This window comes from Massilia sp. Soil_C_3, from assembly GCF_057657035.1.
On the sequence record NZ_JBDGJG010000002.1, the window covers coordinates 213161 to 237831 of the forward strand.

At 65.4% G+C, this 24671-nt stretch carries 23 protein-coding genes and 1 riboswitch; of the genes, 17 read left to right on the forward strand and 6 right to left on the reverse strand.

From position 1 onward, the window contains the following. Window positions 1-13 precede the first annotated feature (13 nt). The 9 genes from cmk to cysM all read left to right on the forward strand — a co-directional run bounded on the left by cmk (window position 14) and on the right by cysM (window position 8674). Window positions 14-676: a (d)CMP kinase gene (gene cmk / locus AC3A6F_RS03905; RefSeq protein ID WP_487678657.1), complete on the forward strand. Its 663-nt coding sequence runs from the start codon at window positions 14-16 to the stop codon at window positions 674-676. A gap of 351 nt (window positions 677-1027) precedes the next feature. Further along, entirely contained in the window at window positions 1028-2731 is a 1704-nt protein-coding gene (gene rpsA, locus AC3A6F_RS03910) for a 30S ribosomal protein S1 (RefSeq protein ID WP_147933891.1), read from the forward strand. Window positions 2732-2759: 28 nt separating this feature from the next. Next, window positions 2760-3065, forward strand: a complete 306-nt coding sequence (locus AC3A6F_RS03915; RefSeq protein ID WP_005668997.1) for an integration host factor subunit beta — start codon at window positions 2760-2762, stop codon at window positions 3063-3065. A 156-nt stretch (window positions 3066-3221) separates the two neighbouring features. Then, window positions 3222-3536, forward strand: coding sequence for a LapA family protein (locus AC3A6F_RS03920; protein ID WP_320474975.1), 315 nt, complete (start codon window positions 3222-3224; stop codon window positions 3534-3536). Between the two features lie 22 nt (window positions 3537-3558). Further along, complete coding sequence (lapB, locus tag AC3A6F_RS03925) at window positions 3559-4734, forward strand: lipopolysaccharide assembly protein LapB (protein ID WP_487678658.1); 1176 nt, start codon at window positions 3559-3561, stop codon at window positions 4732-4734. A 5-nt stretch (window positions 4735-4739) separates the two neighbouring features. Next, the gene (rfaE1, locus tag AC3A6F_RS03930) at window positions 4740-5717 is read left to right on the forward strand and encodes a D-glycero-beta-D-manno-heptose-7-phosphate kinase (protein WP_487678659.1); all 978 of its coding nucleotides are present in this window, start codon (window positions 4740-4742) and stop codon (window positions 5715-5717) included. 109 nt (window positions 5718-5826) lie between these two features. Next, a complete protein-coding gene (locus AC3A6F_RS03935; RefSeq protein WP_487678660.1) occupies window positions 5827-6168 on the forward strand; it encodes a ComEA family DNA-binding protein in 342 nt (113 codons plus the stop codon). 99 nt (window positions 6169-6267) lie between these two features. Next, a complete protein-coding gene (locus AC3A6F_RS03940; protein WP_487678661.1) occupies window positions 6268-7641 on the forward strand; it encodes a M20/M25/M40 family metallo-hydrolase in 1374 nt (457 codons plus the stop codon). Between the two features lie 130 nt (window positions 7642-7771). Beyond that, window positions 7772-8674 carry a cysteine synthase CysM gene (gene cysM / locus AC3A6F_RS03945; RefSeq protein WP_147933886.1) on the forward strand — a complete coding sequence of 301 codons (903 nt, stop codon included), beginning with the start codon at window positions 7772-7774 and terminating at the stop codon, window positions 8672-8674. A 232-nt stretch (window positions 8675-8906) separates the two neighbouring features. On the opposite strand, the gene AC3A6F_RS03950 is transcribed toward cysM, so the two are convergent. The 5 genes from AC3A6F_RS03950 to AC3A6F_RS03970 form a co-directional block, all read right to left on the reverse strand. After that, a complete protein-coding gene (locus AC3A6F_RS03950; RefSeq protein WP_109344434.1) occupies window positions 8907-9245 on the reverse strand; it encodes a hypothetical protein in 339 nt (112 codons plus the stop codon). A gap of 453 nt (window positions 9246-9698) precedes the next feature. Next, on the reverse strand, window positions 9699-10784 hold the full coding sequence (gene mltB / locus AC3A6F_RS03955; RefSeq protein WP_487678663.1) for a lytic murein transglycosylase B: 1086 nt from the start codon (window positions 10782-10784) through the stop codon (window positions 9699-9701). After that, complete coding sequence (locus AC3A6F_RS03960) at window positions 10781-12775, reverse strand: transglutaminase TgpA family protein (protein ID WP_487678664.1); 1995 nt, start codon at window positions 12773-12775, stop codon at window positions 10781-10783. The genes mltB and AC3A6F_RS03960 overlap by 4 nt, the downstream gene beginning before the upstream one ends. After that, window positions 12772-13824: a DUF58 domain-containing protein gene (locus AC3A6F_RS03965; protein WP_487678665.1), complete on the reverse strand. Its 1053-nt coding sequence runs from the start codon at window positions 13822-13824 to the stop codon at window positions 12772-12774. Before AC3A6F_RS03965 ends, AC3A6F_RS03960 begins: the two co-directional genes overlap by 4 nt. After that, window positions 13824-14744: an AAA family ATPase gene (locus AC3A6F_RS03970; protein WP_487678666.1), complete on the reverse strand. Its 921-nt coding sequence runs from the start codon at window positions 14742-14744 to the stop codon at window positions 13824-13826. The genes AC3A6F_RS03965 and AC3A6F_RS03970 overlap by 1 nt, the downstream gene beginning before the upstream one ends. Window positions 14745-14941: 197 nt before the next feature. Between AC3A6F_RS03970 and AC3A6F_RS03975 the strand changes: the two genes are divergently transcribed. From AC3A6F_RS03975 to ylqF, 4 genes are all read left to right on the forward strand, one after another. Then, complete coding sequence (locus AC3A6F_RS03975; RefSeq protein WP_487678667.1) at window positions 14942-15874, forward strand: histone deacetylase family protein; 933 nt, start codon at window positions 14942-14944, stop codon at window positions 15872-15874. A 110-nt stretch (window positions 15875-15984) separates the two neighbouring features. Continuing rightward, window positions 15985-16857, forward strand: a complete 873-nt coding sequence (locus AC3A6F_RS03980; RefSeq protein WP_487678668.1) for a hypothetical protein — start codon at window positions 15985-15987, stop codon at window positions 16855-16857. A 9-nt stretch (window positions 16858-16866) separates the two neighbouring features. Then, a complete protein-coding gene (locus tag AC3A6F_RS03985) occupies window positions 16867-18048 on the forward strand; it encodes a hypothetical protein (RefSeq protein ID WP_487678669.1) in 1182 nt (393 codons plus the stop codon). 284 nt (window positions 18049-18332) lie between these two features. Continuing rightward, window positions 18333-19280, forward strand: a complete 948-nt coding sequence (gene ylqF, locus AC3A6F_RS03990) for a ribosome biogenesis GTPase YlqF (RefSeq protein WP_487678671.1) — start codon at window positions 18333-18335, stop codon at window positions 19278-19280. A 143-nt stretch (window positions 19281-19423) separates the two neighbouring features. Here ylqF and AC3A6F_RS03995 read toward each other — a convergent pair whose 3' ends face one another. Continuing rightward, window positions 19424-20248, reverse strand: coding sequence for a DODA-type extradiol aromatic ring-opening family dioxygenase (locus tag AC3A6F_RS03995; protein WP_487678672.1), 825 nt, complete (start codon window positions 20246-20248; stop codon window positions 19424-19426). An 88-nt stretch (window positions 20249-20336) separates the two neighbouring features. After that, a riboswitch (cobalamin riboswitch) is annotated at window positions 20337-20576 on the forward strand. Window positions 20577-20644: 68 nt separating this feature from the next. Between AC3A6F_RS03995 and AC3A6F_RS04000 the strand changes: the two genes are divergently transcribed. The 4 genes from AC3A6F_RS04000 to AC3A6F_RS04015 all read left to right on the forward strand — a co-directional run bounded on the left by AC3A6F_RS04000 (window position 20645) and on the right by AC3A6F_RS04015 (window position 24643). After that, window positions 20645-22606 carry a TonB-dependent receptor family protein gene (locus AC3A6F_RS04000; RefSeq protein WP_487678673.1) on the forward strand — a complete coding sequence of 654 codons (1962 nt, stop codon included), beginning with the start codon at window positions 20645-20647 and terminating at the stop codon, window positions 22604-22606. Window positions 22607-22610: 4 nt separating this feature from the next. Continuing rightward, a complete protein-coding gene (locus AC3A6F_RS04005) occupies window positions 22611-23489 on the forward strand; it encodes a cobalamin-binding protein (protein WP_487678674.1) in 879 nt (292 codons plus the stop codon). A gap of 150 nt (window positions 23490-23639) precedes the next feature. Next, window positions 23640-24302 carry a thiol:disulfide interchange protein DsbA/DsbL gene (locus AC3A6F_RS04010; protein ID WP_487678675.1) on the forward strand — a complete coding sequence of 221 codons (663 nt, stop codon included), beginning with the start codon at window positions 23640-23642 and terminating at the stop codon, window positions 24300-24302. After that, window positions 24299-24643 (forward strand): hypothetical protein, encoded by a 345-nt coding sequence (locus AC3A6F_RS04015; RefSeq protein ID WP_487678676.1) that lies wholly within the window; start codon window positions 24299-24301, stop codon window positions 24641-24643. The genes AC3A6F_RS04010 and AC3A6F_RS04015 overlap by 4 nt, the downstream gene beginning before the upstream one ends. Window positions 24644-24671 lie beyond the last annotated feature (28 nt).

Here is a 24671-nt window from a genome sequence, read left to right on the forward strand (position 1 = left end):
TGCCAGGATCCGCATGCCGAATTCGAACGTACCAGTCATCACCATCGACGGCCCCACCGCATCCGGCAAGGGGACGGTCGCCAGCCGGGTCGCCGAACGCCTCAGCTTTCATTTGCTCGACTCGGGCGCGCTGTACCGCCTGACGGCGCTGCAGGCGCTGCGGCGCGAGGTCGACCTGCGCGACGAGCACGCGATCGCCAAGCTGGCCGAGCATCTGCCGGCGCGCTTCCAGGGCGAGCATATCTACCTGGCGCAGGAGGACGTGACGCACGCGATCCGGGCCGAGGAGGTGGGCAATATGGCGTCGAAGATCGCGGCGCTGCCGACCGTGCGCCAAGCGCTGTTCGGGCTGCAGCTGGGCTTTCGCCAGACGCCGGGCCTGGTGGCCGACGGACGCGATATGGGCACCGTGATCTTCCCCACCGCCAAACTGAAGGTGTTCTTGACCGCAAGTGTTGAGGCACGTGCGCAACGCCGGTATAAGCAATTGATTGACAAAGGGTTTTCTGCTAATATGAACGACCTCCTGGCAGATTTGCAGGCGAGAGACGAGCGCGACACCAATCGCGCGGTCGCTCCTCTAGCCCCGGCAAGCGATGCGCATCTGCTGGACACGTCCGAAATGGGCGTGGATCAGGCAGTGGAACAGGTCATGGCCTGGTACGCGCAGAAATAATCCGGCAAAAGTTGCCCGGCAAAAGTAATCAAGAAGAGTTTTTAAAGACTTTGAATGGCGTTTATGGTGTTTTCGACGATCAGCCGCAATTGCGGCCGGTAGTCGTCAGCACCTGAACGTCATTCCCGCGCAGGCGGGAATCCAGGTCCGTAACGCCGCCGTTGGCTCGAGTCATCGCCGTGGCGGCTGCGCTGAGTAACTTGGGTCCCCGCCTTCGCGGGGACGACGGCTTCATCGCCGGCGTCCTTTGGTGTCTGCAACGCGCTTTTATGTTGCAGGCGTGTTTTAACCCTAACCCAGTTCAGTCCGCATATTGTCGGCCTGCTGGTTAACATGAAATATCCCACTTTTATGTCTACTGCAACTCAAGATACCGGTATGGAAAGCTTCGCAGCCCTCTTCGAGGAATCGCTGCAACGTCAAGACATGCGTTCGGGCGAAGTCATCTCGGCGGAAGTCGTGCGCCTGGATCACAACTTCGTGATCGTCAACGCAGGTCTGAAATCGGAAGCCTTCATCCCGGTCGAAGAATTCAAGAACGACCAGGGCGAACTGGAAGTTCAAATCGGCGATTTCGTTTCCGTGGCTATCGAGTCGCTGGAAAACGGCTTCGGCGACACCATCCTGTCGCGCGACAAAGCCAAGCGTCTGGCTTCGTGGCTGGCACTGGAAAAAGCGATGGAATCGGGCGAAATCGTCACCGGTACCGTCAATGGTAAAGTCAAAGGCGGCCTGACCGTCCTGACCAACGGCATCCGCGCCTTCCTGCCGGGTTCGCTGGTTGACACCCGTCCAGTCAAGGACACCACCCCATTCGAAGGCAAGACCCTCGAATTCAAGGTCATCAAGCTGGACCGCAAGCGTAACAACGTCGTGCTGTCGCGCCGCGCTGTCATCGAAGCATCGATGGGCGAAGAGCGCCAGAAGCTGATGGAAACCCTGAAAGAAGGCACCGTGGTTACCGGCGTCGTCAAGAACATCACCGACTACGGTGCGTTCGTTGACCTGGGCGGCATCGACGGCCTGCTGCACATCACCGACCTGGCATGGCGTCGCGTGCGTCACCCGTCGGAAGTCCTGTCGGTTGGCCAAGAGATCACCGCTAAAGTCCTGAAATACGATCAAGAGAAGAACCGTGTTTCGCTGGGCGTGAAGCAACTGGGCGATGACCCATGGACCGGTCTGTCGCGTCGTTACCCACAAGGCACCCGCCTGTTCGGTAAAGTCACCAACCTCACCGACTACGGCGCGTTCGTCGAAGTGGAACAAGGCATCGAAGGCCTGGTCCACGTGTCGGAAATGGACTGGACCAACAAGAACGTGGCGCCAAACAAAGTTGTCCAGCTGGGCGACGAAGTGGAAGTCATGGTTCTGGAGATCGACGAAGAGCGTCGCCGTATCTCGCTGGGCATGAAGCAGTGCAAAGCGAACCCATGGGACGACTTCGGCATGACCCACAAGAAGGGCGACAAGGTCAAGGGTTCGATCAAGTCGATCACCGACTTCGGCGTCTTCATCGGCCTGCCAGGCAATATCGATGGCCTGGTCCACCTGTCGGACCTGTCGTGGACCGAAGCCGGCGAAGAAGCCGTGCGTCGCTTCAAGAAGGGCGACGAGCTGGAAGCCGTCGTCCTGGCAATCGACGTCGAGCGCGAGCGTGTTTCGCTGGGCGTGAAGCAGCTGGAAGGCGACCCGTTCAACAACTTCGCTTCGCTGAACGACAAGGGCACCCTGGTCACCGGCACCGTGAAATCGGTTGAGCCAAAAGGCGCCGTGATCGCTCTGTCCGAAGAAGTCGAAGGCTACCTGCGCGCTTCGGAAATCGCACGCGACCGCGTGGAAGATGCTGGCACCCACCTGAAAGTGGGCGACAGCGTCGAAGCCCTGGTCATCAACATCGATCGCAAGGCTCGCAGCATCCAGCTGTCGATCAAGGCGAAAGACAATGTTGACACCCAGGAAGCAATGAGCAAACTGGCCAACGACAACAGCGCAGCTTCGGGCACCACCAGCCTGGGCGCACTGCTCAAAGCCAAGTTCGACAACAAAAACTAATCAGGCTAACCCCTGACTGGAGCGGCAGATGACCAAATCCGAGCTGATCAACCGACTGGCTGAGCGTTATTCCCAGCTGGTGGCGAAGGATGCGGAGTTTGCTGTCAAGACCATCCTCGATGCGATGACCAACGCCCTGGCGACCGGGCAGCGCATCGAGATCCGTGGTTTCGGCAGCTTCTCGCTGAACAGCCGTCCCCCGCGCATCGGACGCAATCCGAAGTCCGGCGACAAGGTGATGGTGCCCGAAAAACGGGTGCCGCACTTCAAGCCGGGCAAGCAGTTGCGCGAGCGGGTGGATGCGATGGTCGGGCAGCCGATCATCAACGATTGAGTCGTCGAGCAGTCCCGAAAAACGGCATCCGCGAGGGTGCCGTTTTTTTTCGACTATCTCCAATTGCCCATCGGGCCCACACCCGGTGTCATTTTGAAATATCATGGCGAATATGCGACACTTCGCCCTCACACCATTCTCCAGCGGAACCTGCTGATGAAATTCGTCTCGACCATCGTCGGAATCGTCCTGTTCATTCTCTTCTTCGGCTTTGCCCTGAAGAACACCCAGGAAGTCGACCTGCATTTCTTCCTGCAATATGAATTGCGCGGCCCGCTGGTGCTGATGCTGCTGGCCTTCTTCGTGGCCGGCGCCGCTTTCGGCATCATGGCGCTGGCCCCGACCGTGTTCCGCCAGCGCCGCGAAAAATGGCTGAACAAGATCACCATCCAGTCCCTGCAAAGCGCCGCCGGTACCGGCAACGCGCCGCCGGCGCCGGACAGCGTGACCCCGCCTGCACCGCGGCCCTGAACAATAAGAAAACAAGAAATCCATGGAATTTGAACTCTGGATGCTGCTTGGCATCCCATTCTTTTTTGGCCTAGGCTGGCTTGCCGCCCGGGTCGACATCAACGAACTGGTCTCCGAATCGCGCACCTTGCCACGCGGTTACTTCAAGGGCCTCAACCACCTGCTGAACGACCAGCCTGATAAAGCCATCGATTCCTTCATCGAGATCGTCAAGCTCGACCCCGAATCGGCAGATATGCATTTTGCCCTCGGCAACCTGTTCCGCCGCCGCGGCGAAACCGAGCGCGCGATCCGGGTGCACCAGAACCTGCTGGCGCGGCCCGACCTGCCGCTTGATGACAAGGCGCACGCGCAGTACGAGCTGGGCATCGATTACCTGAAGGCCGGCCTGCTGGACCGCGCCGAGGAGACCTTCAACCAGCTGGTCGACACCTCGTATGCCGTCAAGGCGCGCCGCTCGCTGCTCGAGATCTACCAGCGTGAGAAGGAATGGAAGCGCGCCATCGCGGCCGCCGAAGGCCTGCAGGATTCGGGCGCCGGATCGCGCCAGAAAGAGATCGCCCAGTTCTATTGCGAACTGGCCCAGGACGCGCTGGTGCACACGGCGTCGGGCGACGCCATGCAATTGCTCGACAAGGCCCTGGAAGCCGACCGCCACAGCGTGCGCGCCACCATCCTGCGCGGCGACGCGCAGCTGGCCCAGGGCGACATCGAAGAGGCGTTGAAGACCTGGCGCCGCGTCGAGCAGCAGAGTGTGCCGCACGTGGCCCTGGTGGCCGCGCGCCTGATGGATGGCTACCGCAAGGTGGGCCGCCCGCAGGAAGGCGTCAACCTGCTCAAGTCCTACCTGGCCGAGGCCTCGTCGATCGACCTGATCGAGGTCGTGTTCAAGGCCGTCATCGAGCTCGATGGCGTGCAGGCGGCCAAGGAACTGGTGGTGGAAGAGCTGCGCCGCAATCCAACCCTGCTGGGCCTGGATAAGCTGCTGGAAGCGCGCCTGATGGATGCGCCGGCGAATATCTGGGAAGAGCTGTCGATGGTCAAGAACCTGGTGCAGCGCTATACCCAGAAGCTGGCGCGCTACCAGTGCAGCCACTGCGGCTTCAAGGCGCGCCAGTTCTACTGGCACTGCCCGGGGTGCAACCGCTGGGATTCCTACCCGCCGCGCCGCACCGAAGAACTGAACGTGATGAACTGAGCACCATGAACAACCCGACTCCAAGCCGCCTGCTGGTGGCCGACGACTTCCGCCAGCAGGCGGCCCCGCAACTGTCTTGTGTGCGCCTGCTGGTGGTGGGTGACGTCATGCTCGACCGCTATTGGTTCGGCGACGTCTCGCGCATCTCTCCCGAGGCCCCGGTGCCCGTGGTGCGCATCCAGAAGCGCGAAGAGCGCCTGGGCGGCGCCGCCAACGTGGCGCGCAACGCCGCCGCGCTCGGCGCCCACACGGGCCTCTTGGGCGTGGCTGGCGCCGACGAGGCGGGCGACCAGATGGAGCAATTGCTGCAGGATGGAGGCATCCACAGCTACCTGAAGCGCGATGAGGCGATCTCGACCATCATCAAGCTGCGCGTGATCGGCCGCCAGCAGCAGATGGTGCGCATCGATTTTGAAGACGCGCCGACCGAGAACGTCCTGCGCGACAAGCTCACCCAGTTCAAGGCGCTGCTGCCGGACTACGACGTCATTATCCTGTCCGACTACAATAAGGGTTCCCTGGTCAATGTGGCCGAGATGATTGCGCTGGCGCGCACCGCCGGCAAGATCGTGCTGGTCGATCCGAAGGGCGACGATTTCACGCCGTATCGGGGCGCGAGTATCCTGACTCCGAACCGCTCCGAACTGCAGCACGTGGTCGGTGGCTGGAAGACCGAAGAACAATTGCTCGAGAAAGCGCAGAATCTGCGCGAGGAACTGGGCCTGGATGCGCTGCTGCTGACCCGCTCCGAAGAAGGCATGAGCCTGTTCACGCAGGACGAGGTGCTGCACGTGCATGCCGATGCGCGCGAAGTGTTCGACGTCTCGGGCGCCGGCGACACCGTGATCGCCACGCTCGCCACCATGCTCGGCGCCAAGGCGCCGCTGGCCGAGGCCCTGGTGACCGCCAACCGTGCCGGCGGCATCGTGGTCGGCAAGCTGGGCACGGCGACCGTGACCCGCGAGGAGCTGTTTCCTGCCTGACGCTTGATCGCGCTCAGTCCCCGGACCCTAACAAGAGCCGGGGTCATCCGTCTAAGTGAACACCGGCGGCGCCCTGCCGTCGGGAGTATTCACTTACGGAGAACATTCAATGATCAAGAAACTGATGCTGGCGGTCGCCATGCTGGTCGCCTCGGCCGGCTTCGCCTTCGCCCAGGTCGACGTCAACAAGGCCGACGCCGCGGCGCTCGATGGTATAAAGGGCGTGGGACCGAGCATGTCCAAGGCCATCCTGGACGAACGCGCCAAGGGCGAATTCAAGAACTGGCCCGACCTGCAGGGGCGCATCAAGGGCCTGGGCGATAAAAAGGCCGCCAAGCTGTCCGAGGCCGGCCTGGTGGTCAATGGCAAGGGCAAGGAGGGCGCTGCCGCCAAGCCGGTCGCGAAAGACGCCAAGCCGAGCCAGACGGCCGACGCCAAGGCCGCGCTGTGATCGCTTGATGACATGTATTGACTGACATTCCCGCGGGCGCATGGCAAGATGTGCAAGCTCATCTGTTACAGCTTGCACATCAATACCAGAAAGGTAATCATGCCTCACGCCCGTGTTTCCACCGCCTTGCTGGCGGCCCTGCTGGCCGCGTCTGCGACGGCGTCTGCCGCCACCCCGGCCCAGCCGAACATCACCGCCCAGCAAGCCCAAATCAACAAGATCCTGAGCGAAATTTCGCAGCAGCGTATCGAAAGCCATATCCGCAAGCTGGTCAGCTTCGGCACCCGCCACACGATGTCGGAAACCGCATCCGAGACGCGGGGCATCGGCGCCGCACGGCGCTGGATCAAGGCCGAGCTGGAGCGCTGCGGCGCCGGTACGCCCTTGCAGGTGGCATTCGACAGCCACATGGCGCCCGTCTCGGCGCGCATCTCCAAGCCGACCGAGATCGTCAACGTGGTCGCGACCCTGCCGGGCACAGAGGCCACCTCGAAGGACCGCATGTACGTGGTCAGCGGCCACTACGACTCGCGCGCCTCGGACGTGATGGATGCAACGTCGGATGCGCCAGGCGCCAACGACGACGCCTCGGGCACCGCCGCCATCATGGAACTGGCCTGCGTGATGGCCAAGTACAAGTTCGACGCCACGCTCGTGTTCATGGCCGTCGCCGCCGAAGAGCAAGGCCTGATCGGCGCGCGCCACTGGGCGACCCAGGCGCGCGAAAAGGGCTGGAACGTGGCCGGCATGTTCACCAACGATATCATCGGCAGCTCGCGTGGCGACGACGGCAAGGTCGACGATAAATCCGTGCGCCTGTTCGCCCAGAGCATTCCGGCAACCAAGGAAATGAGCGAGGCCGTGCGCCAGCTGGTGGCCACCGGCGGCGAGAACGATTCGATCTCGCGCCAGCTCGCGCGCCACACCAAGGAGCAGGGCGAGCGCTACGTGAAGGGCTTCAAGGTCAGCGTCATCCAGCGCCACGACCGCTACCTGCGCGGCGGCGACCACATGCCGTTCCTGGAGCAGGGCTATGCCGCACTGCGCTTCACCGAGCCGGCCGAGAACTTCGACCACCAGCACCAGGACGTGCGCACCGAAAACGGCAAGGTGTTTGGCGACACCATCGACCACGTCGACTTCCGCTACGTTGCCAACGTGACCAAGGTGAACGGCGCCGCCATGGCGTCGCTGGCGCTGGCGCCATCCGCGCCGCAGGAAGTGAAGCTGCGCACCGCGGGTCTCACCAACGATTCGACCCTGGTGTGGAAGGCCAATCTTGAGCCCGACCTGGCCGGCTACCGCCTCGTGTGGCGGGACACGACCAGCGCGAATTGGGAAAATTCGAAGTGGGTCGGGAATGTGACGGAAGCGACTGTCGACCTGTCGAAAGACAATGTGTTCTTCGGTGTGCAGGCGGTCGACAAGGATGGCAACGTCAGCCCGGCCACGTATCCCTTGCCGCTGCGCTAAACCAGCGTACGTCCTGCCTGTAAATTGACGGGGCGGGCACCGGTGGACAGGTCCACCGATGCCCGCCCCGACGCCGTATTGCTTCTCAGATTAAAATGGCGCTTTGGTATCGCAAGGAATAGAGAAAGCAATGGCTTACAAGACCATCGAAGCCACGATCGGCAACACGCCGCTCGTGCAGCTGCAGCGCCTGCCTGGCGCCGACATCGCGGCCCGCAACAACATCATCCTGGGCAAGCTGGAAGGCAATAACCCGGCCGGCTCGGTGAAGGATCGCGCCGCCATGTCGATGCTGCGCGGCGCCGAACTGCGCGGCCAGATCAAGCCGGGCGACACGCTGATCGAAGCCACCAGCGGCAATACCGGCATCGCGCTGGCGATGGCGGCCGCGATCCTCGGCTACAAGATGATCCTCCTGATGCCCGACAACCTGTCGGTCGAGCGCCGCCAGAGCATGGCCGCATATGGCGCGCAAATCATCCTGACGCCAAAATCGGGCGGCATGGAATACGCGCGCGACATGGCCGAGCAAATGCAGAAGGATGGCCAGGGCATCATCCTCGACCAGTTCGCCAACTTCGACAATCCGCGCGCGCACTACGAGACCACCGGCCCCGAAATCTGGCGCGACACCGAAGGCCGCGTCACGCACTTCGTCAGCGCCATGGGCACCACCGGCACCATCATGGGCGTGTCGCGCTACCTGAAGGAACAGAACGAGGCCATCCGCATCGTCGGCGCCCAGCCCGAGGAAGGCTCGTCGATCCCGGGCATCCGCAAATGGCCCGAAGCCTATCTGCCGAAGATCTTCGAGTCGGCGCGCGTCGACCAGGTGGAGAACGTGAACCAGGCCTCGGCCGAGCAGATGGCGCGCCGCATGGCGGCCGAAGAAGGCATCTTCTGCGGCATCTCGGCCGCCGGCGCCTGCGAAGTGGCGCTGCGCATCGCCCAGACGGTGGAAAACGCGACCATCGTGTTCGTGGTGTGCGACCGCGGCGACCGTTACCTGTCGACCGGCGTCTTCCCCGCCTGAACGGCGTCGCCCAATGAAAAGGCCGCCTGGGTTGCAGGCGGCCTTGTTGTATCAGTCGCTGTGACTGCGTAGACCGTTCAGTTGGCATGTCGCCGACGATATCCGGTCGTCCGCCAATGCGGCGGCTCGTACACCCGCGCGGGCGTACGCACTACTCATCCGGCGGCGCGCAAGGCGCCGCCCATCCCGTCAAGACAGAAGCCCGGGCGCCAACTGCCGCGCCCGCGACGACTCAGTCTTTCGAAGCAGGGACCGCGCCTTCTTTTGGCTTGAACTGCTTGTCGCTGATGCGGAACTTCGCACGGCGATCGCCCATCAGGTAGCGCAGGTCACGGATCGACAGGTCGCTGACTTCGTGCATGCGGATCAGCAGCGAAGCGCCGACCGGCAGGCGGTGGTGGCGAATCTTCGAGATTACCGGCGGCGCCACTTCGAGTGCGCGCGACAGGGCTGCGTCGTTCTTCAGGCGCAGGTTCTCGATCAGGGTATCGAGCAGGCGGTTCGGGTTGTACTGAAGCAGCTCATCGCCTTCCGAATCGCTGTTCATATCAATGCCGACTTGGTTAGTCATGATTCAAATTCCTATCTGGGGTTGAAACGGAGTCGGTGGCGGCGTTCGATTCCGGAAGTTTAATTTCGTAATTTTCTATTCAATTGTACAACTATTTTTATTCCGATACTCATGAGCAAGTCGGAATCATTTCTCTCACCTCGGATTTTGTTGTCTCACTGCAACAATAGCCGCAATGCAATTCTCTCACAAAGTCACCAGAGAAATATATTGTTTTTTGTTTAAGTACCAGTGTACGGGCATCCAGCACTTGATGCCGCACGGTACGAGATTTGCTGATGAAATGGAAAGAAACAGGGGGGTATGTTGCTATCAGTGCTATTTTTGTCACGGACACAACAATGTTGTCGGCGGATACCCCTGGGGGGTATGTAGGAGGATGCCTACGACCAACGGAAGGAGAAAGCGGGAAACCTGTTACAAAGGATTACAAAGTTTCCCGTTAGGAAAGAGTCAGTCAGGCCGTGCCGCCCGCACCGCGCGACCCAGGTCGACGACCGACATGGCATAGAAGTAACTGCGATTGTATTTTGTGATGGCATAGAAGTTATCGTTAGCCACCCAATATTCTGTTGCTTCGGCGCCATTCTGCAGGTCAATCAGGCCATACAGGCGGTCGTTCGGCAGCGCCGTGCCCGTGACCACGCCCGCTTCGCGCAGTTCTTCGGGGCGCAGTGTCGCTTCCAGGCCGCGCCCGAGCAAGCCTTCCCAGGCGCGCTTCGGCGAGACGTCGGCCGCGAACGCGGTCGGGCCGCGGTGCTCGGGATTCCAGCCATGCTGGACCAGGAAATTGGCCACGCTGCCGATCGCATCGGTGGCCGAGCCCCGCAGGTCGACCCGGCCGTCGCTGTCGAAGTCGACGCCGTACTTGAGAATATTGCTCGGCATGAACTGCGGCATCCCGACCGCACCGGCGAACGAGCCCAGCAGCGAGAACGGATCGTAGCCGCGCTCGCGCGCCAGCACGAGCGTGTTGGCCAGCTCCTCGCGGAAGAACGCCTTGCGCGCGGCCTGGTTCGGCGCTTCGGGGTAGGCGAAGGCGAGCGTGGTCAGGCTGTCCAGCACGCGGAACTTGCCGGTATCGCGGCCATAGATGGTCTCGATGCCGATGATGCCGACGATGATCTCGGCCGGCACGCCATAGGCCGCCTCGGCGCGCGCCAGCGCATCGGCATTCTCGTTCCAGAAGCGCACGCCGGCGCGGATGCGGATCGGCTCGATGAAGCGCGCGCTATAGGCTTGCCAGTTCTTCGGCTTGCCCGGCGGCGCCGGCTTGACCAGCTGCACGGCGCGGTCGATGAAACGGACCTGGCCGAACAGGGTATGCAGGGCCTCGCGTTCGAAACCGTGCTGCGTGACCATCTCTTCGATGAACTCGCGCACCGGCAGCCATTCGACGAAGTTGACGTGTTCGGGGTCCTGGTCGGCAGAGGCCGTCATGGCGGCTTGCGTTGCGGTGGACTGGGGAGCGGCGAGGGCATCGCCATGCGCGCCGGCGGCAAGCGCGAGCGCGGAAAACAGGATTGCGATCGATTTCATCTGACTTGCGACAATAAGCTTTTCAAGGTGGCGTTAAGCCGGGGATCGGTTGTCGGGGGCGCGTAGCGCCAGGCGCTGTAACGACGCAGGAATTCCTGTGCCGCCGCGCGCGTTTGCGGCGCCAGTTCGCTGGCGCCGGCGACCCGCGCCGCGTAGGCGCTCGGTCCTTCGTCCTGCGCGCGCGCCAGGCCCAGCTGGCCGAGACGCTTGCACAGGGTCGAGTATAGAGCATCGACCGGGTGGATTTCCCGACGCCGGCGCAAAAAGACGAGCAGTGCGAGGCCCAGGGCAACAGACGTTAGCAGAGCGATAAAAGGCCAGCCGAACAGCTTGCGCTGCAGGTCGCGCACGACGTCGCGCTGGCGCTCGGGCGTATAGTTGAGCACCCACTGGTTCCAGCCATTGTTGACGGCGCCGACGGCATTGCGCAGCTGGGTCAGCCACGCATTGGCGCCGCCCTGGAAGGGATTCATGCCGCGCAGCGCCTCGATGCCGAACGGGGCCGGGCGCGGCACCGAGGCGTCCAGGCCGCGCCGCACGCGCTCGGGCGCCACCGCCGCGGTGGGGTCGACCCGCTGCCAGCCGATCCCCGCGATCCAGACTTCGGCCCAGGCATGGGCATCGGACTGGCGCACCGTCATGAAGCCGTCGAGCGGATTGGTCTCGCCGCCCTGGTAGCCGGTCACCACGCGCGCCGGCACGCCCGCCGCGCGCATCAGGAACACGAAGGCGCCCGAATAGTGTTCGCAAAAGCCCGAGCGGGTGCCATACAGGAATTCATCGACCGAGTGCCGCCCCAGCAGCGGCGGCGCCAGCGTGTACTCGAAGGGCTGCTCGCGGAACTGCGCCAGCACCGCCTCGACCCGCTGCACGGGATCGGGAAGCCGGCGCAGCGCGCGCCCGGCGGCCAGCGCGCGCGGATTGAAGCCATAGGGCAGCAGCAGCCAGCGGCCGGCGTCGTCCAGGGTCGGGCCGCCCTGGAAAGCGAATTGCAGGTGCGAGCTGGCGCGGTAGCGCACCCGGCTACTGAGCGCGTCGTTTGCAGTCAGCTCGAACTGCGGCGAGAGGCGCAATTCGTGGCCCGCCACCTGCGGCAGCTCGCCCGGCATCTCCAGCGTAAACACCCAGCGCGATTGCGAGGGTTCCAGCGTGACCTCGTAGTCGATCGCGTCGCCATGCACCGCCAGGTGCAGGTCGCGGCCCGAAGCCTGGCTGGCGCCGCGCGACCAGGTCAGGCCGTCGAAGAAATCGAGCACCGGGCCGCGCCAGTAGAGCTGGGACTGCATCGGGGGCGGCGTCAGGAAGCGCACGCGGAAGGCCGGTTCCCCGGACAGGGCCAGGTTCGACATCTGGCCCGGCGCCATCGTGTCCGACAGGCCCGAGCGCGAGCCGCTGCCGGCATCGCCCGCCATGCTCCACAGCGGGCCGTGGATGCGCGGGAAGACCACGAACAGCACGATTGCGATCGGCAGGGCGAAGGCGAGCGTGCGGCCGGCCATCGCCAGGCGGGTGCGCAGCGGCGGCACGGCGCCCGTGAACTGGAACGACAGCTGGGTCGCCAGCAATAGCAGCACCGAGGCCACGGTCAGCAGGGCGGTGCCGATGCCCTGGGAATAGAAGAAGTTGGTCAGCACCAGGAAGAAGCACAGGAAGATCACGACGAACAGGTCGCGCCGCGCATGCATCTCGAGCATCTTGAAGGCGACCAGCAGCACCAGCATCGCCACCCCGGCATCCTTGCCGAGCAGGGTCTCGTAGCTGAACTGCACGCCGGCCATCGCGGCCACCGCCACCGGCAGCAGCACCAGGGCCGGCGGCATGCGCTTGCCGCGCAGGGTGATCGCGGCGCGCCAGGCCAGGGTGGCGCCGCACAGCAGCGAGACCCACAGCGGCAGGTGCAGGGTGTGCGGCGCCAGCACCAGCACCGCGCTGCCCAGCAGCAGCAGGGTGTCGGCCTTGTCGCGGGTGAGGGGCGTTGCCAGCAGCTTCATGCCGCGCCCCCGCTGCCGTCATTGATCCCCTCGTCGATCCCATGGAGCGCCAGCGCGCGCAGGCAGGCCGCCTGGTGGGCCGCGCCCAAGGCGGCGTCAAACCGCAGCGCGCCCAGGCGGAAGGCGTAGGGCAGGGCGCGGCTCTCTGCCTCCAGCACCCAGCGCGTCAGGCGCGACAGGCGCAGCTCGAGGTCGAGCGTGGCGGGCAGGGCATCGAAGTCGAGCACCAGCTCGTCGCCACCGCCACCCTCGAAATGCTTCGACACCAGGGCGCCGCCGAATTGGGAATCGATTCGCGCGATCTGGCGCCAGGCCAGCTGGCGCGGCGAGTCGCCGGCCTGGTAGTTGCGCACGCCGGCGAAATCGTCGTGGCCGGCCGCGCGCAGGCTGCTGCCGCTGCCGCCGCCCAGCGGCAGGCTTGGCGCGCCATCCTCGGGGCGCGGATAGACCAGGGCGCGCGCGGCCGGGCGCCAGTAGCTCCAGGCATTGAACAGGCCGAGCGGAAAATGCGTCGACAGCTTGACCCGGGCCGGCGCCAGCCAGCCGCGCTGCAGGGTCGGCACCGACAGGGTCAGGATCGCGTGGGTGCCGGGCGCGATGTCGGCTACGTGGCGCGGTTCAGTCACATTGGCGGCGTCGGCGAAATCGGCGCGGATGGCGTAGCGCGCCAGGCGCGTGCGGTTGAAGACCTGCAGCTCGAACTGGACTTCCTGGCCGGCGAACACGGGCGCGACCCGGCCCTGCTGCAGGGCCAGGTGCGCCAGGTTGCGGTAGGTGGCGACCATGTCGACCAGCGCGCATGACAGCGCGAGAAAGGTCAGGCCGAAGCCCAGGCCCAGCGCGTAGTTGATCGAGCCGATCAACAGCACCGCCAGCAGCACCGCGAAGCCCAGGCCGGCCCGGGTGGGCAGGATGAACACGCGGCGCTGGCTGATGACCACTTCGCCCGCGTCCAGCTTGCCGGCGCGCGGCAGCCAGGCCCCGGTCGCGCGGCGCAGCCGCCCTCGCAGTCCCTGCCGCCCCCGCACCTTCTGGACCGCCTGCGCCATCAGACCGGGACCGCCTTCTGCAGCTGCAGCACCAGGTCGCGGCTGGCCAGCGCGGTGCCGTGGGCGGCGCGCAGGGGCCGCAGGCGGTGCGCGCAGACCGGCACCAGCACGGCCTGGATGTCTTCCGGGATCACATGGTCGCGGCCTTCCAGCGCGGCCCAGGCGCGGCCGGCCTGCAGCAGGGCGATCGCGGCGCGCGGCGACAGGCCTTCGGCGAACAGGCCGTTCTGGCGCGAGGCCTGGGCCAGCGCCTGCACGTAGGTGACCAGGTTGTTTGAGGCGTGGATCTCGCGCAGCTGGCGCTGGGCCTGGGCCAGTTGCTCGGGCAGCATGGCCGGCTGCAGTGTTTTTAGCATGCTGCGCCGGTCTTCACCCATCAGCAGCGCGCGCTCGGCGGCGGCGTCCGGGTAGCCCAAGCTCAGGCACATCAGGAAGCGGTCGAGCTGCGACTCGGGCAGCGGGAACACGCCGACCTGGTTGGCCGGGTTCTGGGTCGCGATCACAAAAAAAGGCTCGGGCAGCGGGCGCGTGACGCCGTCGGCCGACACCTGGCGCTCTTCCATCGCCTCGAGCAGGCCCGACTGGGTCTTGGGCGTGGCGCGGTTGATCTCGTCGGCCAGCAGCACCTGGGTGAAGATGGGGCCGGGGTGGAACACGAACTCGTTCTTGTCGCGTTCGTAGATCGAGATGCCGGCCACGTCGGCCGGCAGCAGGTCGCTGGTGAACTGGACCCGGTTGAAGCGCAGGCCGAGCGAGATCGCCAGCGCATGCGCCAGCGTGGTCTTGCCGACGCCCGGCAGGTCGTCCAGCAGCAGGTGGCCGCCGGCCAGCATGCAGGTCAGGGCCAGGCGCACCTGCTGATCCTTGCCGACCACGACTTCGTTGACCTGGCGTGCGACGGCGTGCAATTTGTTGAACATGGATTTTCCGTGGTTGGTCGATGCGGTCGATGCGTCTGCAATACGGCGGCCGCCGAGCGGGGCCGCGGCTTGCCGTGGTAGATTAGCGCCATTGGCAAGCTTCATGCCCTGGCAGCCGCCAGCCGTTCCAGAGGATTCTATGCGAGAACGGCGGCGCGGGGTGTGAATGGATGAGCATAGTCGGAGACAAGAGCACCATGAGTACAGCGATTTACAGCCACCCGGACTGCCTGCGGCATGAAATGGGCAGCTGGCACCCCGAATCCCCGGCCCGCCTGCAGGCGATCGACGACCAGCTGATCCTCGCCCGGCTGGACGGGCTGATCGAGCAGCGCAGCGCGCCGCTGGCCGAGGTCGAGCAGGTATTGCGCAACCATACGCAAGGGGCGCTGGCGCTGGTGCGCGACCACGTGCCGGCCACGCCCGGCGACTACTATCCGCTCGACGGCGACACCTCGCTCTGTCATTACAGCTACCAGGCGGCGCTGCGCGCGGCCGGGGCCGCGGTGGCCGCCACCGACGACGTCATCAAGGGCAGCGTCTCGAATGCCTTCTGCTCGGTGCGCCCGCCCGGCCACCACGCCACGCCGACCGAGCCGATGGGGTTCTGCTTCTTCAACAATGTCGCGATCGCGGCGCGCCATGCACTCGAGGCCCACGGATTGGCCCGCGTGGCCATCGTCGACTTCGACGTCCACCACGGCAACGGCACCGCCGATGCCTTCCGCGACGAGCCGCGCGTATTGATGGCCAGCTTCTTCCAGCATCCGTTCTATCCTTATAGCGAGGTCGAACCGGTCACGGCCAACCGTATCAATGTGCCGGTGCCGGCGCGCTGCGACGGCGACGCGGTGCGCGAGCTGGTGCAGGAGCAGTGGCTGCCGGCGCTGCACGCCTTCAGGCCGCAGATGATCTTCATCTCGGCCGGCTTCGACGGCCACCGCGACGACGACATGGGCGGCATCGGCCTGGTGGAGGCCGACTACGCCTGGATCACGCGCCAGATCATGGCGGTGGCCAAGGAACACGCCGGCGGGCGCGTCGTGAGCTGCCTCGAAGGCGGCTACGACCTGTCGGCGCTGGGGCGCAGCGTGGTGGCGCACCTGAAGGTGATGGCCGACCTCGAGTAGATACGCACATCTTCGACCAGTCGTTCCCGCGGAGGCGGGAACCCAAGGCACTCTTCCGCGCACTAACGCATAACCCGGCCGTAAGGCCGGCCCGCGTAGAGGAGACGAAGATGAACAAGAAGCATACCCTGTGTGCGCTTTGCCTGCTGTCGGCTGCGGGATGGGCCGAGGCTGCCAACTTCACTTTATGGATCAACGGCCGCAACAGTGGCGGCACACCCGGCAACTACGCCGACTTCCGCTACTGGGGGCCGGACACCACGCCCGCCGGCGTCAACAAGAAAGCCGTCAACTGGGACGGCTACAGCAGCATCGCTTCGCAGAGCGGGCGCGTGCGCGACGCGCTCGACTGCTTCTGCACCGGCCAGAACTGGTGCTATATCGCGGCCTACAGCGCGGGCGAGCCGCTGCTGGGCTACACCCTGGCCAATTTCGGCGGCACCACGCGCGCGCTCAAGAACGCCACGCCGAACGGTGACGGCGTCTGCGGCGACGCGGGCGGCGTGCAGGGCGGCTGGAACATCAAGTGGGTGAGAGTGGCGTCGGGCGCCGCGGGCGGCTCCGAACTGGCCAATGCCGGCGCCTGGACCACCTCCGAGCCGCTGGTGCAAGACCTGCGCACCGGCACCGTGCGCGCCATGTACAACCACAACGATACCCGTAATATCTGGTTCTACCGCTACGTCGGCGCGCGCGGCACCGTGTATTCCTTCCTGCTGCCGGGGCAGGACGACGAGGTCGTGGCCTACCACAGCAGCGGCGGCGCGGCCGGCAACTCGGGCCGCTCGCTCTGCAATCCGGGCGACTGGTTCTGCGACGACCTGCGCTACGGCACCGAGCCGAACCAGGGCGGCAGCGTCAAGTGGAGCTGGCACTCGGTCGCCTTCCGTGACGACCGCGAAGACGTCTACCACTACGGCGACGGCAACTGGGAGGGCATCATCGGGGTCGTGCGCCAGGCGATGGCCGACACCGCCAACTAGGGGCACACCATGGGTTGGCGTTGGCCGGCCGCGGCAGGGGTGGCGGCCTGCATCGGCCTGGGCCTGATCGCACTGATGCGCGAGGGCGAGGCGGTGCCCGAGGCGTCCCAGGCGCCACCGGCGGCGCCCATCGCGGCGGCGCGGACCGCCACGGCCCCGCCCGAAAACCGTGCCGCGCGCCGGCGCCAGCTGGTCGAGCAGGTCCGGCTGACCGATCACACCTATTGCAGCTACCTGGCGCATTCGCGCTATCCGCACGAATCGCGCCCGGCCGGCCACCATCCCGACCAGCTATACCCGAACCAGCCGCTGCTCGAAACCAATCCGATGCGGGCGGAGGGCGGAGACAGTCATTCCGAGGTCCAGCTGCAGACCGCGCAGACGCGGGTGTACCTGGCGGCAGGCGAAGAGGCCCGCTTCTCGCTGCGCGCGCTGGACGCGAGTGGCCAGCCACTGCCGCTGGTCGTCACGCGCGCGCTGGCCCATGGGATGACGTATGGGCAAAGCCGTCCGGCGCCGCAGGTCGCCGTGCCGTTCGCAGACGAAGGCGGCGCGTGGCGCGGGACACTGGCGCCCGCGCAGACGGCGCTGGCCGGATTCCACGGCACCATCCGGCTCGAGGTGCGCTACCAGGCCGGCAGTCGCGAAGGTGTCGTGCTGTTCGACGTTATCTACTCGCCGCAGTCGCCGGCCAGCTGGAGCGGCAGGCCGCGCGAGGCGGTCGACGGTGGCGCGTTGCAGTTCGCGCTACTGCTGGACGTGCGCCTGCCCGGACGCTATGTGGTCACGGGGCGCGTCGACGATGCGGCCGGCCGGCCGTTCGCGCTAGCCACCTTCAACGAGGTGCTGGGGCAGGGCGCGCAGCAGGTACGGCTCCAGGTGCACGGCAAGCTGATGCATGACGGCGCGCCGCGCCTGCCGCTGCTGCTCCGCGACGTCGAGGGGTATCTGCTGCGCGAGAATCTTGACCCCGACCGCCTGCTGTTGCCGCGCCTGGAGGGCAAGGTGTTTGCCAGCCGCACCCGTTCGCTGGACGGCGTGCCGGATGTCGAGTGGCAGAGCGAGGAGCGCAGCCGCTACCTGGCCGAGTACGCGAAGGACCGCGCCGCGGCCCGTGCGCGGCTGGCGCGCTTCGATCCGCAGGCGGCGCTGCCGCCGGCCGACTGCGGGGTGGGCAGGCTGGATCAGTAAGGGAGCAGGGGCAGATGCTCGACCATCGCCGACACCACGATGGCGCAGCACAGCATCAGCACGCCATACCAGCGCGCCAGCGACCGTTTCAGTTTTTCCCTTACGCGCATCCCCATCTCCGTCTTGTGCAGGCAAGAGAGCAGTGTGCGCGCGGAATATGTCATCAGTGTTGCAATAGCTCAACGGTATGTGCAATGGAAAGAGGCCTTGTGGCGGCGCCGCTACGTTTGTATCGACGCTCAGCGTAAAATAGCGCCTTGGACGAAAGATTAAGAGAGTTGAGCATGTCGATACAATGGTTCCCTGGCCACATGAACGCGGCCAAGAAGGAAGCAGCCGAGCAGATGGAAAACATCGATCTGGTGATCGAGGTCCTCGATGCGCGCCTGCCCGAGGCGAGCTGCAACCCGCTGGTGGACCAGCTGCGCAAGTTCCGCCAGCGCCCCTGCCTGAAGGTCCTGAACAAGATCGACCTGGCCGACCCGCACGCGACCGCCGCCTGGAAAGCCTATTACGACGCCCAGGAAGGCGTGACCGCCTATCCGATGACGACCAAAAAGCCGGCCGACGTCGCCCGCATCCCGGAGCTGGCGCTGTCGCTGGCCCCGCACCGCGGCGTGCCGACCAAGCCGCTGCGCATCATGATCATGGGCATTCCCAACGTCGGAAAATCGACGCTGATGAACGCGCTATTGAAAAAGCGCGTTGCCAAGGTGGGCGACGAGCCGGCGGTGACCAAGACCCAGCAGCGCCTGTACCTGAACAAGAACGTGGTGCTGGTCGACACGCCCGGCATGCTGTGGCCAAAGATCGCCATGGCCAGCGACGGCCTGATGCTGGCCGCCAGCCACGCGATCGGCACCAATGCGCTGGTCGAGGAAGAAGTGGCCGAGTACCTGGGCGAACTGCTGCTGCAACGCTACCCGCAGCTGCTGACCGCACGCTACGGCTTCAAGACCGAAGGCATGGACGGCGTGGCAGTGGTCGAGGGCGTGGCGCAGCGCCGTGGCTTCCGCGTGCGCGGCGGCGACTTCGACTACGAGAAAGCTGCACACACCCTGTTGCAGGACTATCGCCAGGGCGCACTGGGCCGCATCAGCCTCGAAACGCCCGAGTCGCGTGCAGCCAGCCTGGCCCAGCACGAGGCCGAGGTGGCCGAAAAGGCCCGCATCGCGGCCGAGAAGGCCGCCGCCAAGGCCGAGGAAGCGGCGCGCGGCAAGCGCGGGACGTAAGGCTCGCCTCTGGCGTGCGTTTCCAGCGTTAGCCTCCGTCGTACCCGCGAAGGCGGGTACCTAAGTACTGCTTGCGTTGTCGTAACGCGCACAAACTTGGGTACCCGCCTTCGCGGGTACGACGTTTTGAGGCAGCGGACTCTTCAAGCCTGCGGCGGCTCTCCGAACCTGAAACTCGACACCGCCAGATTCCCCATGAACGCGTCTTCATGATAAACGCAGGCCGCTGCCTCCTGTTCGGCCGCCCCCAATGCCACCATCAGCGGAATCAGGTGTTCCTCGCGCGGATGCGCCGCCCGTGCCTGCGGCGCCGTGTCCCAGCGCAGCAAGGCTTGTTCGCGTTGAGACGGATCCAGTTCGAGCAGCGCGTGCTGCAGCCAGCCATCGAAGGCCTGGGAGGCCTCGCGTCCGTTCGGCCCGAACTGGCGCAGGTTGTGATAAGACAGCCCGCTGCCGATGATCAGAATGCCCTCGTCGCGCAGCGGCGCCAGCGCGCGGCCCGCCGCCAGGTGGGTGGCCGGATCCAGGTCGCGCCGGATCGACAGCTGCACCACCGGCATGCGCGCTTCCGGATAGACCGGGTACAGCATCGAGAACGTGCCATGGTCGAAGCCGCGTTCGGCGTCCAGCGTGGCGGGGTGCCCCGCGGCCTCGAGCAGGTCGGCCACGCGCCGCGCCAGCGCCGGCTCGCCCGGCGCCGGGTACTTCACCTGATAGGTGTGCGGCGGGAAGCCGCCATAGTCGTAGATCATGCCGGGCGCCGTGCCCGACGACACCATGAACTGCGGCGTCTCCCAGTGGGCGGTCACGACCAGCACCGCGCGCACCGTTTCTCCCGCCTCTGCGCGCAGCGCGGCCAGTGAATTGGCCAACTGGTCATAGGCCGAACCGTACTGCTCGCGCATCCAGGGCCAGGGGCCGCCGCCGTGCGAAACGAAATAGGTGGGCAAGGTAAGTAAGCGCGCCATCATCGCTCCTCTTGAAGCACGAAAACAACGATGGTAGCCGATCCCGCGGCAAGCTGCCGGCGGCCGGGCAGGGGCGCACCTTGTCAAGGTATAATCGCCCCGTTTTGGTGCTCTCGCGCACACCCAGGTGCGCGAAGTTAAACGGGAAACACGACATGGCCGCGCCACGCGCCGTCATGGAAGTGTGCTGCCCCCGCAACGGTCAACAAGCGCCACGCCTGCATGTGCAGCGTGGCAGGCGGTCTCGATAACCACTGTGCATGCCGCGCAGGAAGGTGAGGCCGTCATGCTTGCCAGCCCGGATACCGGCCAAAGCAGGTGGAAGCGCCAGGCGTTTCCGTTGACTCTGGCCTGCGGGGACGCGGGCCGGTGCCTTTTATCGAGAACACATTCATCATGATTTTTGCAGCTGCACCGCGCCGCGCGCCACTCGCACTGGCTTGCGCCTTCGCCCTGTTTACGACTTATGCCGCCGCCCAGGACAGCGCGCAGTCCTCCCTGCCATCGGTCCTCATCACCGGCCCGCGCTTCCCGGCCCAGGCCACGCCGATCGGCGCCACCGTCATCACCGCCGAGCAGATCCGCAGCGCCGGCGCCACCGACGTCAATGCGGCGATCCGCAAGATCGGCGGCGTGTTCGGCCGCCAGAGCCTCGACGGCTCGTCCGACTTCGGCCTCGACCTGCGCGGCTTCGGCACCAATAGCGCCCAGAACACGGTGGTGCTGGTCGACGGCGTGCGCCTGAACGAGAACGAGCTGGCGCACACCGTGCTGTCGACCATTCCCGTGGACACGGTCGAGCGCATCGAGATCACGCGCGGCGGCAGCAGCGTGCTGTACGGCGACGGCGCGACCGGCGGCGTGATCAATATCGTCACCCGCCGCGGCGGCAGCGCCGGTACGCACGGTTCGCTGTTCGCCGAAGCCGGCCGCTTCGACCACCGCGACCTGCGCGCCTCGATCACCCACGGCGCCGGTCCATGGTCATTCGACGCCGCAGTGGCCGATCGCAGCACCGATAACTACCGCGACAACAACAAGTACGAACAGACCAGCTTCAGTGGCGGCGTGCAGTATGCGTATGCGCCTAACGGCCGCGCCGGCCTGCGTTTCGAAAGCTCGCGTTCCGACTCGCGCCTGCCAGGTTCGCTGAACGAAGCGCAATTCCTGAGCATTCCAACCCAGAGCAACAAGCCGAAGGATTACGGCTCGCTCGACACCGACCGCGTGACCGCCTTCGTCGAGCACCGCATCGGCGCGTTCGACCTGGCGGCCGAGCTGTCGCACCGCGAACGTGAAGTCTCGTCCACCTACGATTTCGGCGCGCCGTCGACGTCGGTCTACGGGGCAGAGCAGACCCAGTTCTCGCCGCGCGTGCGCCACACGGCTGATTTCGGCGACAAGCGCAACGAGTTCGTCACCGGCATCGACCTGATCCGCTGGGAGCGCGACGTCGCCTCCGATTTCTCGGCCGGCTCCGCGCGCCAGGACTCGAAAGCCTTCTACCTGCGCGACGAACTGCTTTGGCACGCGCCGCACAATGCCCGCCTGGCGGTCGGCGGCCGTCATGAACGCTTCGAGAAGGACTACAGCGACCCATTGGCTTTCCCGGCTGTCCTTGGCGAGCACCGCAAGCAGTCGCTCAACGCCTGGACCGTGGAAGGCAGCATCGACGTGATGCCGCAGGTAACCGTGTTCGCCAAGGCCGGCCGCAGCTATCGCATCGCCAACATCGACGAGAACTCCTACCGTTCGACCCTGGACGTGCTGGAGCCGCAAACCTCGCGCGACCTGGAGCTGGGCGTGGTCGCCGGCACCGAGGCGCGTAAAGCGACTGCGCGCGTGTTCCGCCACCGCCTGACCAACGAGATCTACTACGATCCGACCATCGGCTTTGGCGCCAACACCAACCTGGATCCGACCCGCCGCCAGGGTGTGGAACTGGAAGGGCAGGCGACCTTCGCCGACGCCTGGCGCCTGACCGGCTCGTGGCAATACGTGCAGGCCGAGTTCCGCGACGGCCCCAACGCCGGCCGCGAGATGGTGCTGGTGCCGAAGCACGTCGTCACCGCACGCCTGGCCTGGACGCCGGGCGACGGCCAGACCGCCGACATCGGCGCCCAGTGGGTCGACAGCCAGCGCTACGGCAACGACTTCACCAACGGTTGCAGCACCCGCATTCCATCGTTCACCACGATCGACGCCCGCTATGCGCGCCGCTTCGGCCCGTGGGAAGTGGCGGTGTCGGGCCTGAACCTGGCCGACCGCCAGTACTACAGCCAGGCCTTCAGCTGCCGTGACGGCATCTATCCGAGCGACGGCCGCCAACTGAAACTGTCGCTGCGCTTCGATTTCTGACGCCATGCAGCGTCTGATCGGGTTGGTGCTGGCGGTGCTGCCGGCCTTCGCCGGCGCCAGCGTCACGGTGGTTGACGACGTCGGCCGCACGGTGACGCTGGCGCAGCCGGCCCGGCGCGTGGTGTCGCTGGCGCCGCACGTCACCGAGCTGCTGTACGCGGCCGGCGGCGGGGCGCGCGTGGTCGGCGCCGTCAACTATAGCGACTACCCGGAGGCAGCCAAGAAGCTGCCCCAGGTGGGCAGTTATAACAAGCTCGACTTCGAGCGCGTGCTGGCGCTCAAGCCCGACCTGGTCGTGGTCTGGCACAGCGGCAACCCGACGCGCCAGGTCGAGCAGCTGGAGCGGCTCGGGATCCCGGTTTACCACAGCGAGCCGGGGCGGCTGGTCCAGATCGGCGACAGCCTGCTGCGCCTGGGCCGGCTGCTCGGCACCGAACCGGCGGCGCAGGCGGCGGCGCGCGACTATGGCGACCGGATCGCGGCGCTCGAGGCGCGCTACGCCAGCCGGCCGCAGGTAGGCGTGTTCTACCAGGTGTGGCCGCGGCCGCTCTACACGCTCAATGACGACCACATCGCCAGCGACATGATGCGCCTGTGCGGCGGCCGCAATCTGTTCGGCGCGGTGAAGACGATCGCGCCCGAGGTCGGCGTCGAGGCGGTGATCGAGGCCGATCCCGAAGTCATCCTGGTCGGCGGGCGCGCCAAGCCCGACGATCCGGGCGGGAAGATGTGGCAGACGTTCAAGGGCATGACCGCTGTCCGGCGTGACAATATCTTCACGATCGATGGCGATTTGACCAACCGGGCGGGGCCGCGTACGGCCGAGGGTGCGGCGCAGTTGTGCGCGATGCTCGAACAGGCGCGCGGGCGCCGGCCCCGGTGACTTGACTATTCACGCCGCCGGCGTAGATTGAAAGTCACCACGCTCTTTGTTTCAGCCGTAAGCAAATGCAAAAAATCGTGCTCCTGGGACAGGGGAACCGCAAAAAGTGGTAATCTCGCGGTCGTTCGTTCATTCTTTTGGAAGGATTTTATGCGCACCCTGCGTTTCGCCCTCGTTGCCGCCGCCCTGGTTGCCGGTTTCGCCAATGCTTCGCCAACCGATCCACGCGTCGGCGCCGAATACACCGTGCTCGCGAGCCCGCAGCCGACCCAGACCGTGGGCAAGAAGGTCGAAGTGGTCGAGTTCTTTGCCTACCACTGCGGCGCGTGCAATGCGTTCGAACCAAGCCTGGTGAACTGGGTCAAAAAGCAGGGCGACAACATCGTGATGCGCCGCATCCCGCTGCCGTTCCAGGGCGCCAGCGATCCTGAGGCACGCCTGTTCCTGACGCTCGACGCCATGGGCAAGCTGGAGGAGTACCATCATCGCGTGTTCCGCGCCGTGCACGTCGAGCGCAAGCGCCTGACGAAGGACGACGACATCATCGCCTGGGCCACCTCGAACGGCCTCGACAAAGCCAAGTTCCTCGAAGCGTGGAACTCGTTCGGCGTGCAGACCAAGCTCAAGCGCCTGCCGCAGATCGCCGAAGCGTACAAGGCGAGCAGCACCCCGACCGTCGTGATCGACGGTAAATACGTCGTGTCGCCGGCAACGGTGGCGCAGTCCAACAAGATCCAGGACATGGGCCAGCTGATGACGGCGACCGGCCAGGTTCTCGATGCACTGGTGGCGAAGGCAGCCAAGGAAAAATGAGCGAGAAAGTCGAAGGCGAGATCCTCAAGATTTACGAAGGGTCCCGACCCAAAGAGGAAAACTTGTTCGAGACCAGTAACGTGAATCACGTCGCGTGGGCGCTCGCGCTCATCTTCGTCCTGACGACCGTCTGGCTCGGCATTGCGCTCGTTAATGCCGAAAACCAGCGCCATGCGATGGCCTCGAACCTTTGTCCCGATCAAGTGTTCAAACAGGGGTTCGACAAGAAGTGCCTGCTGACCGTGCGCTCACGCGATCACTGGTGGGAGCATCTGTGGTACGGCGCGACCCATGTGCGCGCCCGGCCCGATCACGACGGCCGGATCGATACCCGGAAATGATACTAGACGGTAAGACAAGACGGCGTCC